This is a genomic window from Streptomyces malachitofuscus (genome assembly GCF_055571035.1).
Genome location: NZ_JBVIGA010000058.1, coordinates 1 through 12,121, shown reverse-complemented (window position 1 = coordinate 12,121; position 12,121 = coordinate 1). Strand labels below are relative to the sequence as shown.

Here is a 12,121-nt window from a genome sequence, read left to right as displayed (position 1 = left end):
CCACAGGTCCTGGAGGAGTACATCAGCCACAGCCGTTCATGATCGCGGTTGTGGTGACCCTCCGTGGCTCCAGCACTGAAAGTGATCCAGAACCAACTTTCAAGCGTCGCCGACAAGGGAAGCAGTCGTCGATTCGACGGCACGGACGCCGATCGGAAGGTCTACGGCGGCGCGTTCAACGACACCCAGGCGCAAGAACTTGCCGCCCTTGCGCTTGCGCACGCGGTGCAGCACACGGGCCGCGAGGGAGGTGGGATCGAGGGTGTGATCTCCGGCTGTGCCGTGCAGCAGGGATCCTCGGGTTTCAAGCCCTCTTGGATGCTGTCCCCGGGCGCTTCGGTCACCGCTGCCCCTGTCTGCGTAGTCGACAGGTATCGAGACGAGGCCGCGGCCATCCTCGAGGCGGCCGGCTGATGCTGCCCGCCGGTCGCGCCGCGGTGGACGCCGCGAAGGCCGACGGGCGGTGGACGGCCGCCTATACGCCGCAGTCGGAAGCGGAGGTGCCGCCCGACCTGCGAGCCGCGATCGCCGCCGACCCAGCGGCGCAGGCGATGTTCGAGGTGCTCACCAAGGCCAACCGCTTCTCCCTCTTCGAGACATCCGGTTTCACCGGCGGCATCAACTGGTACCGGAACCTCGACCGCAACTGGCGCCTCCTGGCGGCCGTGGACCCGATCATCCACCGGCCCGCCCTCATGATCTACGGCGACCGCGACCCCGTCGCAAGGTCAGAAAACCTGGCAGAGTTCGTACCCAACGCGGAAGTGGTCAGCCTGGACTGCGGCCACTGGATCCAGCAGGAGAGGCCGGAAGAAACGAACCAGGCCATTCTCAAGTGGCTGGACGAGCGGGATACCGCCCAAGGGCGTTGCACAAGGCTCTGATCCGGGCGTCTCTTCTGCATGGCCGGGGTCTTACGTGCTGAGCGGGTGTGGGTGGAGACGTTCACGTGGCTGCGGGTGACGCAGTTCTCGGGACTGTTGAAGGTGGTGCGGGAGCGGGGCGGCAACGGCACCCTGCGGGGCCGGCCGTGGTCGCTGCCGCTGGCCGATCGGGTGCTGATGGTGGCGGTGTACTACCGCACGAACCTGACCATGCGGCATCTGGGCCCGCTGTTCGGCGTCTCTTCCTCGACGGTGTGCCGTGTGGTCCAGCGGCTTGGTCCGCTGCCGGCGCTCGAGCCCGTCTCCCGTCAGTTCGATGCGGCGAACCGGTTGTGGATTGTGGACGGCACCCCGGTCCCGGGCCGCGACCGGCACGTCGGCTCATCGTCACGCAACTACCGGTTCTCCGCGAAAGTGCAGGTCATCTTCGATGCCGACACCCGACTGGTGATCGCGGCCGCCCGCCCGGTGCCGGGCCCCACCGCTGACGCGCACGCCTGGCGGGCCTCAGGACTGAGCGATCGCTGCCAGGGCGTGACCGTCCTGGGCGACGGCGCCTACCTCAACTGCGGAATGGTCGTGCCGCACCGCAAACGCCCGCACCGGCGCCTGCTGCCGGGCGAGGAAGAGGACAATGCCGCACACCGCGACGGTCGGCGCCCGCCGCGCACGCTGTACGAGATCGCCGAGCAGGGCACCGAGGAGCACCTCATGCCGCTCCGGCAGTCACTCATCGCCTGCGACCGGCGGCCGGACGTGTTCACCACCCCGCTCGGCTTCCTGGCCGACCTCGACCGTGACCAGGCCCCTCCCTGCCCGATCAGCGAGTGCACGCCGTGAAGGAGTGTGGGCGACCGTGGTCAGGGACTACCTGCCCGGGGAGGACCCGGAACAGCTCGGCCACATCGGCGAGATCACCGGCTCCGGGATCCACTCCGCCGACACGGGTGCGCAGGGGACCCGAGCCCTCATCGCATGCGTCCGTGCCGGCGCCTGCGCCTTCGCAGGTGAGAGCGCCCCGCTCGTCGGCGCAGTATCCGAGCGTTCCGCCGAACAGCACAGCCACGGTCGAACGGATCTTGCCCAGAGCAGGAATGACGCGAGGGCGACCGCCGTTCCGTAGGAGGTGGAGGTCTTGTCGTAGGTGATGCCGCGGAAGCCTTCGAGCCGGCTGAAGCAGCGCTCGATCATGCTGCGTCGGTAATCGGTTTCCCGGTCGACCGAGTGGACTGCCGCCGTCCCTCGTGATCGGCGTCATCTCCCGCGGCGAGGGCTGCGCCACCGACAGCCCCGGCGTCCACACGCGCGTGACCTCCTACCTGCACTGGATTCTCCGTAACACCCCCGGTGCCACCCACGTCGTGGGCTGAGCGACCACTTCACCCCCGCCCGCGCCGAGCGGTGAGGATCGGCGCGCATCCGCCGCGAAGTCGCAGGAGCCCCGGGGATCCACAGGTGAGCCCCGGACCGGCACCTCCCGTGGTATGACCGAGCGCCTCGGCTGGGCGGATCCCGCCAGGCTCGGGACGTGGACGGGGAACTGCCTGTCCGTCACCCGGGGGACGGCAGCTGCGCCGGCTGCTCGTCGGCCTCTTCGTCGCTGAGACGGTCGACGAGCAGCATCGCCGCGTCGTCCGCCAGGCGGTCGTCGGTGTGGCCGATCAGTCTGCGGTGGAGCTCTTCCAGGAACTCGTGGGGGGTACAGGGGTGCACGGCCTCCATGGCCTCGGGCAGGGCGAAGAAGTCGTGGTGGTCGGGGTCGCGGGCTTCGATCACACCGTCGGTGTACAGCAGCAGACGGTCGCCGGGTGCGAAGGGATGACTGTCCAACCTCGCGGGAGGCCCGGTGAAGAGGTCCTCCAGGCCGAGAGGCGGCAGCGGTGAGGCCGGCATCAGCGCGTGGACCTTCCCCCGGCGCAGTACCAGTGGTGGCGGGTGGCCGCAGTTGAGGACCTGGCCCTCGGGTGTGTCGGACACCTGGGCGATGAGCACGGTGACGAAACCCTCCAGCAGAACCTCCTGACTGACCGCACCGGGCACGGCGCGCTCCTGTCGCAGCGTGGCCTCGCAGTGGTTCATCACCTCCGCGAGTTCCTCCTCGTAGTGCGCGGTCACCCGGAACGCACTGAGCACGGCTGCGGCCGCACGCACGGCAGGCAGCCCTTTGCCCCGGACGTCTCCCACGATCAGCCGGACCCCGTACCTCGTCTGCAAGGCCTCGCAGAAGTCACCGCCGATCTGCGCCCCCGTCTCGGCGGCGAGGTACATGCTGGCCGCCCGCACCGGTCCCAGCCGTGCGGGTACCGGATGCAAGATGGCCTCCTGGGCTGCCATGGCGATCCGGCGGACCTGGTCGAGCTCGTCCTCCCTGCGTGTGCGGATGGCGTTGCTCATCGTGACACTGGCCAGGGACACCAGGAGCAGACTCGCGATGTTGCTGTAGTACGCGTGGTCGTAGGCGGGGGAGACCAGGTCGGTGAACAGGGCGAGAGCCGTCACCGAGAGGATGCCCTTCGGCCCCATCGTCAACGCGGCCACCGCCGGCATCGCGGTGAGGAAGGTGCCGGTGACCAGGAAGTTGGCCGGTGAGAATTCGATGCCCAGCGCGATCAGTACCACCGCGAACGGTACCCACCGCGCGAATCGGACGAGGAACCGGCTGCGGCTGTCCACGCACGGCGGAGGAGCTGTGCTGCGAAAGCGCGCTCGCATGGATACAGCCTGCCTCTCCGGAACCGAGTGTTCCACCCTTCGCTCCCGCAGCGTCCCGTCCGGGCGGCCGTGCCCGCGGGAAGGCCCGGCAGGACCGGCCCCGCACAGGCCTCGGCATCGGTCCGGCCGCCGCCCGGCCCTCCGGCGAAACGTTCCTTACGGCACCCGCTGGCCGCCGGTACGGCACCCCCGCAACGAGGCCCGGGCCCTGCTGTCGGCGACCGGGGGGCCTCGGCGGAGCGGCCGGTCGAGGGCGTCCTCGCCGCCTTGGAGGAGCAGGCTGCGACGGTCCCGGGGCGAAGGCCGCAGGCAGCGTCCGCGTGGGGGATCGTTGCTCCGCGGTGGTGCCCGACGCCTGCGGCGCCGCGCGAGCCGTGGCGAGTTGCCACGGCTGTGTCATTCTGAGAGGTGTGAGCGCCCTTCACGCCCTTGTCTGCCAGAACTCGCAGCAGGGGGTGACGGTGGGATGACGAGATGCCCAATGATGACGGTGCCGGGGCCGACGTTCCCGGGCCCCGGTCGGGACTGAGGGGCGGGCCGCCCTACGCCGGGGCCGGTCGGCAGCACACGGCGGAGCAGGCCGTGACCGCGCAGGTTCGGACTTTCGCGGGCACGGCGCTGGCAGCTGTCTACACGGTGGGCGAGGGGGACGAGCTCCGGCTGGCAGGGTCCGCCGGCCCCGTCGCCCGGTACGGGCTGCCGACGGGCTACGCCCTGACGGGGCGGTCCGCCGTCGCCGAGGCCTACCAGCGGGGCTGGCCGCTGTGGCTGGGCTCCGCAGAGCTCGCAGCCTACCGCGACAGCGCTCCCGGGGCCCTGCCACCTGGGACGTCGCTGGGCGTGCTGCCCCTGGGTGCGGACGGCAGGCGGCTGGGCTGCCTGGTCGTCGTGGACGACGCTGCCGACGGCTTCGGCGACGACCGCCGCGGCTTTCTGGAGCTGTACGCCGACCAGGTCGCCGCGCACCTCCAGGCGAGCGGCGGGCCGGGCGAACAAAGCGACGGCCACCCGGAGGACCGGCCGGGCTGCCCGCCGGAGGAGCCCCGGAGCCGCGATCCCGCGACGTCGTCAGGGGCGCAGTCGGCCCTGGACCACCTCGACGTCGGCTCGTTCACCCTGGCCCTGAGCACCGGTCGGATCGACGCCGACGAACGGTTGCTCAACCTGGTCGGCATCGCTCCGGACGACTTCGACGGCCAGGTGGCGACCCTGCTCGCGCACACCGTCCCGGACGACGTGCCCGCCCTGATGTCCGTCGTCGAGCCCGGTCAGATGGCTTCCGGCAGCCGCGAGCTGGAGTTCCGCGTCCGACGGCCGACCGGTGAGCAGCGCTGGCTGCGGCTGCGCTGCCGGGTGCTCGCCGGTGCCGCCGGCAGGCCGGAGCGCGTGCTGGCGGTGGTCGCCGACGCCTCGCACCTGCGCCCCCGGGCAGACGAGGTCTCGCGGGTCCAGTGGCTGTCCGCCGTGCTAGCCAACACGATGACTGTCCGTGATGTGAGCCGGGCGGTGGTGGCCGCGTTGCGCGAGCCGCTGGGCGCCGACCGGATGGCGCTCGCGGAGATCGAGGGCGATCGGATGGTGGTCACCGTGCTCGACCCGCCGGACTCCAGGGCCTGGCCGGAATCCTGGCGGTCCGAATGGCGAGGCGAGTGGCCGGACGCCCCGACCCGCGTCCTGCCCACGCTGGAGACCGTGCTGCGCGAGGGGCGTATGAGCCTGTGGGCCGCGGGAACGGACCTCGAGCCCGGCCTCGCGGGTGTCGGGCCCGGCGGTCTCGCTGTCCTTCCGCTGCCCGCCCAGGGCCGGGAGGTCGGCGTGTGCCTGGTCGGCTGGGACCGGGAGCACGCGTTCAGCCCCGAGGAGCGGTCGCTGCTGACCGCGACGGCGGGTCTGGTGGGCCAGGCCCTGATGCGCGCGCAGGCATACGACGCCAAGCACGAGCTCGCCACCATGCTGCAGCGCAGCCTGCTGCCCCGCAGTCTCCCGACGCTCCCCGGCGGGGTGGCCGTGGCCCGCTACCTGCCCGCGATGACCGGGCTCGACGTGGGCGGGGACTGGTACGACGTCATCCCGCTGACCGACGGCCGGGCGGCCCTGGTCATCGGGGACGTACAAGGGCACAGCGCCGGAGCCGCGACGATCATGGGCCAGATGCGCACGGCGATCCGTGCCTACGCGGTGGAGGGACACCCGCCCGATGTGGTCCTCTCGCACGCCAACCGGCTGCTCGTCGGCATGGAGACCGACCTGTTCGCCACCTGCTGCTACGTCGAGCTGGACATGGAGGAGGGCATGGCCTGGATCGTGCGGGCCGGGCATCTGCAGCCGCTGCTGCGGCATCCGGACGGCACCACCGAGGAGGTGACCGCCGAGGGCGGGCCGCCGCTGGGAGTGCTCGGCGAGGCCGACTTCCCCCTCACCTCGGTCGAACTCGCCCCCGGCGCCGTCGTGGCCATGATGACCGACGGCCTGGTCGAGTCCGCGAGCCTTCCTCTGGAGGAGGGCATCCGCCGCGTGCGTGACGTGCTCGCCGTCACCGACCCGTCCGACGCGGGCCGGGTGGCCGACGCGCTGCTCGGTGGTCCCGGCCGACGCGACGACGACGTGGCGCTGCTCATCCTGCGCTACGACGGGATGGCAGTCCGGCCGATCCGGGCCGGCTGGACGGCGTGGCGGCTGCCGGACGCGGTGATGCACGCGCGCCGCTTCACTGCGCGCACCCTGCGCGCGTGGGACGTGACGCAGGATGCCGACGTCGTCCTGCTGATCGTCTCGGAGTTGGTCACCAACGCCCTGCTGCACACCCACGGCGCGGTGCGCCTGGACCTCACCCGCGCCGGGGACCGGCTGCGTATCGCGGTGTCCGACTCGTCGCCGCGGGCGCCGGCCAAGCCGGTGATCGTGGACTGGGAGGCCACCGGGGGCCGCGGCATCCTCCTCGTCGAGGCGATGTCGGCAGCCTGGGGATCGGTGCCGGTGAGCGGAGGCAAGCAGGTGTGGAGCGAGATCGTCGTACCCCAGGGTGAGCCCCGCGACGGACAGCCGGAGCAGCGGCCGGGCAGCCGAACGGAGTGAGGAAGTGGTTCGTGTGCGCAACCCCGAGTTGCGGGACCGTCCGGGCACAGCGGCCGTCCTCCTGGCCGTCCTGACGCTCCTCGCGGGCCTGGCCGCCTGCGGGCAGGCGGCGGACTCGGGCTCCGCTCCGGAACGGAGAGGCGGTGCGGGAGGGCCCGCGAAGATCGGTCTGCTGCTGCCCGACTCCTACACGGCCCGCTGGGAGAACTTCGACCGGCCGCTCATCGAGAACCGGGTAGGGGAGCTCTGCCCCGACTGCACCATCGAGTACGCCAACGCCCAGGGCAACGTGGCCACCCAGCAGAGGCAGATCGAAACCATGATCACTCAGGGGGTGGACGTGCTGATCCTCGATCCCGTGGACTCGGTGGCGCTGCAAAGCTCGGTCCGGAACGCGGCCGACGCGAGCGTGCCGGTCGTCTCCTACGACCGGCTCGCGGAGGGCCCGATAGCGGCGTACGTCTCCTTCGACGGCGCGGAGGTCGGCAGGCTCCAGGGCGAGGCGCTGCTGAAGGCCATGGGCGCCAAGGCCGGCCGCCCGCAGATCGTCATGATGAACGGGGATCCGGCCGACCCCAACCCGGCCTGGTTCGAGGAGGGTGCGCTGTCCGTCCTGGCGGGGGAGGTGAGGATCGGCAAGTCGTACGACACCGTCGGCTGGCGGTCGGAGAACGCCCACGCGAACATGACCGGTGCCATCGCCGCCCTCGGGCCGGACGGCATCGACGGCGTGTACTCGGCCAACGACGCCCTCGCGTTCGGCATCATCGCGGCCCTCAAGGCCAACCACATCAGCCCGCTGCCGCCCGTCACCGGCCAGGACGCCGAGCTCGCCGCCGTGCAGCGGATCGTCGAGGGCGAGCAGACCATGACCGTGTACAAGCCCTTTGCCCCGCAGGCCCGTGCCGCCGCCGCGATAGCCGTCGCGCTGAGCCGCGGCGAGCCCGTCGGGGCCGTCGCCGGGGACGAGGTCGACAACACGACCGACCAGGGGATCCCGGCCGTCCTGCTCACCCCCGTATCCGTGAACGTCGACAACATCGTGGACACCCTCGTCAGGGATGGTATGTACACGATCGATCAGATTTGCACCCCGAAGTACGCCCCGGCTTGCGAGAGGGCCGGACTCACGTCGTAATCGGACGGAAAGGAGGTGCGTACCCGTGGCGGTTCCTCCCCTCCTGGCCCTGCGCGGTGTCACCAAGCACTTCGGCGCCGTCCAGGCGCTGGCGGACGTCGATCTGACGATCCGCGCCGGTGAGGTGGTCGCCCTGATGGGCGACAACGGCGCCGGCAAGTCGACTCTCGTCAAGGTGATCGCGGGAGTCAGCCTGGCGGACCGGGGCGTCATCGAGTGGCAGGGCGAGCCCGTGCACGTCAGGCGCCCGCGCGACGCCACCCACCTGGGCATCGCCACCGTCTACCAGGACCTCGCCCTGTGCGACAACCTCGACGTCGTCGGCAACCTCTTCCTCGGGCGCGAGATCCGGCGGATCGGTGTCCTCGACGAGGTGGAGATGGAGCGCCGCACCCGCGACCTGCTGAGCACCCTGGCCATCCGCATCCCCAACGTACGCGTCCCCGTGGCTGCCCTCTCCGGAGGCCAGCGGCAGACGGTCGCCATCGCCCGTTCGCTTCTCGGCGATCCCAAGGTGGTGCTCCTGGACGAGCCCACCGCATCCCTCGGCGTCCAGCAGACCGCCCAGGTTCTCGACCTGGTCGAGCGGATGCGCGACCACGGCCTGGGCATCCTGCTCATCAGCCACAACATGGGCGACGTCAAGGCCGTGGCCGACCTCGCCGCGGTACTCCGCCTGGGCCGCAACAACGGCTTCTTCAATGTGAACACCACGTCCCACGAGCAGATCATCGCCTCCATCACAGGTGCCACGGGGGACGCCGTGACCCGCCGCGGCTCGCCCCCGGGGGAGGCCGAGTGGTGAGCGGGCGCCGCATCGACCTCAAGGGCCACGCCGAGACCGTCCGGCACCGGATGAGCAGCGGCGAGTTCGGCTCGTTCCCGGTCGTCCTGGGGCTCCTTCTGATCTGGGTGATCTTCCAGAGCCTCAACAGCAACTTCCTCTCGCCGCGCAACCTCTCCAACCTGAGCGTCGACATCGTCGGCACCGGGCTGATCGCGGTCGGCATCGTCTTCGTGCTGCTGGTCGGCGAGATCGACCTGTCGGTCGGCTCCGTCAGCGGCTTCGGGGCGGTCATGTTCGCCGTGCTCAACGTGCAGAACGGCATGGCGGAATGGCTCGCCGTCATCGTGGCGGTCCTCTGCGGCACGGCGATCGGGCTGGTGCACGGGTTCTTCTACGCCAGGGTCGGCGTGCCCGCGTTCGTGGTGACCCTGGCGGGACTGCTCGGCTGGAGCGGCCTGATGCTGTACCTGCTGGGAACCAGCGGCACGGTCAACCTCGACGACGAAGGCCTGGTCGCCACGTTGACCAGACACTACTTCGGCAGCGTCGCCGTGGCGTACGGCGTGGCGGCGCTCGGCACGGCCGTGTACTTCCTCGCCTCGTACCGGGACAGGCGGCACCGCAGGGCCACCGGGATGCCGCGCCGCTCCCTCTCCGAGATCGCGCTGCGCACGGGCGTGGTGGGGGTGATCGTCTTCGCGGCCGCCTATGTGCTCAACCAGTTCCGGGGCCTGCCGCTCGCCCTCCTGATCTTCCTCGTCGTCGTCGCGGGGCTGGACTTGCTGCTGCGGCGCACACCGTACGGACGGCGGGTCTACGCCGTCGGCGGCGGTGCCGAGGCGGCGCGGCGGGCCGGCGTCAACATCGTGCGGGTGCGGATCTCGGTGTTCGCGGTCTCCGCGTCGATGGCGGTGGTCGGCGGCCTGTTCCTGGCCTCGCGCATCACGTCGGCCAGCCAGACCTCGGGCACCGGTCTGCTGCTGCTCAACGCCATCGCTGCGGCCGTCATCGGCGGCGTCAGCCTGTTCGGCGGACACGGCACGACCTGGTCCGCCTTCCTCGGCATCCTGGTCATCCAGTCGATCGGCTCCGGCATGGCCCTGCTGGGCATCCAGGCCGCCGTGCAGTTCATGATCACGGGAGGCGTGCTGCTGGCCGCCGTGGTCGTCGACTCCCTGGTGCGGCAGGCCCAGAAGGCCCACGGCAGAGCCTGAGCCGGTGCGCCTGGGCACCCCATGAGCCCGGTCTTCTCGGGAGCTTTGACGGCTCTGGAATATCTGGAAGTCACCGTGCGGCGGGCTCACACCACCAACGCCAACGAGTGCCGCTCTGGATATAGAGATCGAGTGCCCAGACGGCTCCAGGCGTACGTTCGGTGCCCGCGAGGCTGCCACCACCTGCACTGTGGAAGGTCGGGATGAGCGAAGGGCATCCGCCCCCGGCGCTCGAACGGACTGGTGGCAACCCCCGGCTCCCACGGCCCGTCACCAAGGGCTTAGGACGGATCGGACACCGTGATCACACCAGCCACAGCGAGATCGTCTCAAAGATCGATAGCGTGGCACGATGACCAGCATGTCGGGTCAGGTTTGGGTGTCACTCATATCGTTGGGCGGCGTCGTCCTCGGCGGCATGCTGTCCTACCTCGTCCAGCACAGGACTCAGCTGTCAGCGGAACGCGCTGAACAGCAACGACAGCAGAACGCCCTGTCGGAGGCTCGGCGCGCGGAACGACTGGCGCTGCTGGAGCGGTTCATCGAGGTGGCGGCCGAGGCCGAACGCTGCGCGTTCAGCCGGCCTTCCGAGTTCGACGACACGCACCCCTGGCACCTCAAGACCCAGGACGTCATGAACAGGTTGTGGGTCGCCGAGCGGCTCATCCGCATTCAGTTCTCCCTGCCCGTGCATGACGCGGCGCGTGCGTACTTCCTCGACCTCAACAGGACGGTATGGGACGGCTTGCCCGACGGCGAGAGCGTACGGGACTACCTGGAGGACCACCGTCTGGCGTTCCTCGACGCCGCCCGAGCGGCCATGGGATAGCCCTTCGCCAAGTCCCGAAGATCTTTTACGGGACAGTCCTCAGATGGCCTCGCAGCTTCGGCCCGAAGCTGACCGAGTGGCTCTGTGGCAGTCCGTCATCGCGATACGTGCCAGCCTCCTGTCTGTCTCCTCGTGATCGCGCCTGTAGAGGGAGTCGGTTGTTGCAGCCCCGACTCCGGTCCTTTCGGCACGCGGACTGCTTCGAATGGCCGGCCAGGGGCAGTCAGGGAGGTGCTTGCGGTGGAGTATGCGATGTGAGTGTGGAGTCGTTGTGATGGGTCACAGTGTGGAGCTGCTTTCCCAAGTCAAAGACAACACCCCAGCAACCGGTGCGAGGCCGGGAGCCAGTTTTCCGGGGCCCGAACTTGGTGGATTGGTCAACGGAAGCGTGAACTGGTCAAACGCCGCTACCAAGTGGCGGTAACCAGGGACATCTGCATCCGGCACCCACAACTCCAGATGCTGCGCGGATGGCTCCCAATCCCACTCACCCTCGTTGCTGGCGGCGCGAGACACGAGGAAGGCGAGCTCTCCCCACCAAGGTCCCTGCGGCCGAGGATCCGACAGCTTGGTGTCGTCCCATGAAAAATCGAGGATCATCGTCTGAGGAACCCAGCTCGGAATGATTTTCACGTTTCCGCCGTGGATCATGGTTACCTCCTGGTGCCGAAAGACTCTGTCGCATGGCGTCGCTCCAGGTACGGCGAGCGCACAAGAGTCAGAGGCTGCGCGGCGTCACCCTGCCTTCCGGTCATGCGTGTGAGCAGCGGGGGCGGGGGCGTCCTATGAGGTGGTGGCAGTGTTCGCACTGCGGGCGTCGAAGGTCCTGGCGTTCGGCCGCGGTGAGCGGTTCACCCACGCCCTCTTGCAACTCTGACAGAGACCATCCCCGCCCGCCTCTTCGACCCACGCCGCCCCGCCCGTGTCTAGAGTCCCAGCCCGAACGTGAACGTGATCGGGGCGAAGTCCGAGGCGTAGCCGCCCAGGCCGTCGCCGCCCCGGTGCAACGCGACGATCTCTTTGCCCTCGTTCACCACCACGGAGCCAGAGTCCCCACCCCGCGACCACACGCCTTCCGGGTTCAGGCCGAGGTCGGGGATCCTCACGATCGACACCTGCCCGAGCAGCATCCAAAGGGGGGTGCCGGCGCGGTCGCGTGCCATCGCTTGTTGTGAGGGGTCCGCCGATGCTTCGGGATCCGCATCCGTCGTCGCCGTGCTGGGTGCCCTGCACGGCTGTTTCACCTTTCCGGTGTTCTCCATGTTCGCCGCGCTGGTCACGGGGCTGATCGCGAACACCGGCCGGGGCGCGGTCAACGGGATGCCGCTGGGTGCGAGTGCAGACCGGGAGACCTTCGCGCCCATCGCCGCCACCCGCGCGGCCGTCGGCCGCCTCCTGGACTTCCTGCTGCGCCTGGTGCCCGGGGCTGCTCCTGGAACTGACTGCACCGTGCGGAAGCTGCGCCCGGGTTCAGGGCCGTTG

Annotated in this window: 14 protein-coding genes; 11 read left to right on the top strand and 3 right to left on the bottom strand. The window is 70.0% G+C overall.

The window, feature by feature from the left end; genetic code table 11:
• Positions 1 to 63: 63 nt before the first annotated feature.
• From ACZ44S_RS38895 to ACZ44S_RS38875, 5 genes are all read left to right on the top strand, one after another.
• Positions 64 to 414, top strand: coding sequence for a hypothetical protein (locus ACZ44S_RS38895; protein WP_466938185.1), 351 nt, complete (start codon positions 64 to 66; stop codon positions 412 to 414).
• Positions 414 to 884: an alpha/beta fold hydrolase gene (locus ACZ44S_RS38890; protein WP_466938182.1), complete on the top strand. Its 471-nt coding sequence runs from the start codon at positions 414 to 416 to the stop codon at positions 882 to 884. Before ACZ44S_RS38895 ends, ACZ44S_RS38890 begins: the two co-directional genes overlap by 1 nt.
• 18 nt (positions 885 to 902) lie before the next feature.
• Positions 903 to 1,724 (top strand): transposase, encoded by an 822-nt coding sequence (locus tag ACZ44S_RS38885; protein WP_466938179.1) that lies wholly within the window; start codon positions 903 to 905, stop codon positions 1,722 to 1,724.
• Positions 1,725 to 1,740: 16 nt separating this feature from the next.
• A complete protein-coding gene (locus ACZ44S_RS38880) occupies positions 1,741 to 2,007 on the top strand; it encodes a hypothetical protein (RefSeq protein WP_466938177.1) in 267 nt (88 codons plus the stop codon).
• 121 nt (positions 2,008 to 2,128) lie between these two features.
• Positions 2,129 to 2,254 (top strand): trypsin-like serine protease, encoded by a 126-nt coding sequence (locus ACZ44S_RS38875; protein ID WP_466938175.1) that lies wholly within the window; start codon positions 2,129 to 2,131, stop codon positions 2,252 to 2,254.
• A gap of 181 nt (positions 2,255 to 2,435) precedes the next feature.
• Here the strand turns inward: ACZ44S_RS38875 and ACZ44S_RS38870 are convergent, their stop codons facing one another.
• Positions 2,436 to 3,557, bottom strand: a complete 1,122-nt coding sequence (locus ACZ44S_RS38870; protein WP_466938173.1) for a PP2C family protein-serine/threonine phosphatase — start codon at positions 3,555 to 3,557, stop codon at positions 2,436 to 2,438.
• A 513-nt stretch (positions 3,558 to 4,070) separates the two neighbouring features.
• Between ACZ44S_RS38870 and ACZ44S_RS38865 the strand changes: the two genes are divergently transcribed.
• The 5 genes from ACZ44S_RS38865 to ACZ44S_RS38845 all read left to right on the top strand — a co-directional run bounded on the left by ACZ44S_RS38865 (position 4,071) and on the right by ACZ44S_RS38845 (position 10,639).
• Complete coding sequence (locus ACZ44S_RS38865) at positions 4,071 to 6,671, top strand: SpoIIE family protein phosphatase (RefSeq protein ID WP_466938169.1); 2,601 nt, start codon at positions 4,071 to 4,073, stop codon at positions 6,669 to 6,671.
• Positions 6,672 to 6,684: 13 nt separating this feature from the next.
• The gene (locus tag ACZ44S_RS38860) at positions 6,685 to 7,809 is read left to right on the top strand and encodes a substrate-binding domain-containing protein (protein WP_466938167.1); all 1,125 of its coding nucleotides are present in this window, start codon (positions 6,685 to 6,687) and stop codon (positions 7,807 to 7,809) included.
• A 25-nt stretch (positions 7,810 to 7,834) separates the two neighbouring features.
• A complete protein-coding gene (locus ACZ44S_RS38855) occupies positions 7,835 to 8,614 on the top strand; it encodes an ATP-binding cassette domain-containing protein (RefSeq protein ID WP_229853563.1) in 780 nt (259 codons plus the stop codon).
• Entirely contained in the window at positions 8,611 to 9,810 is a 1,200-nt protein-coding gene (locus tag ACZ44S_RS38850) for a sugar ABC transporter permease (RefSeq protein WP_466938164.1), read from the top strand. Before ACZ44S_RS38855 ends, ACZ44S_RS38850 begins: the two co-directional genes overlap by 4 nt.
• Positions 9,811 to 10,162: 352 nt before the next feature.
• Positions 10,163 to 10,639 (top strand): hypothetical protein, encoded by a 477-nt coding sequence (locus ACZ44S_RS38845; protein ID WP_466938162.1) that lies wholly within the window; start codon positions 10,163 to 10,165, stop codon positions 10,637 to 10,639.
• Positions 10,640 to 10,918: 279 nt separating this feature from the next.
• Here ACZ44S_RS38845 and ACZ44S_RS38840 read toward each other — a convergent pair whose 3' ends face one another.
• Together ACZ44S_RS38840 and ACZ44S_RS38835 are read right to left on the bottom strand one after the other, a co-directional pair.
• Positions 10,919 to 11,290: a hypothetical protein gene (locus tag ACZ44S_RS38840; RefSeq protein WP_466938159.1), complete on the bottom strand. Its 372-nt coding sequence runs from the start codon at positions 11,288 to 11,290 to the stop codon at positions 10,919 to 10,921.
• Between the two features lie 275 nt (positions 11,291 to 11,565).
• On the bottom strand, positions 11,566 to 11,901 hold the full coding sequence (locus tag ACZ44S_RS38835) for a hypothetical protein (RefSeq protein WP_466938156.1): 336 nt from the start codon (positions 11,899 to 11,901) through the stop codon (positions 11,566 to 11,568).
• On the opposite strand from ACZ44S_RS38835, the gene ACZ44S_RS38830 reads away from it, so the two are divergent.
• A partial coding sequence (locus ACZ44S_RS38830) for a hypothetical protein (protein WP_466938153.1) occupies positions 11,900 to 12,121 on the top strand: 222 nt, incomplete at its 3' end. The genes ACZ44S_RS38835 and ACZ44S_RS38830 overlap by 2 nt on opposite strands.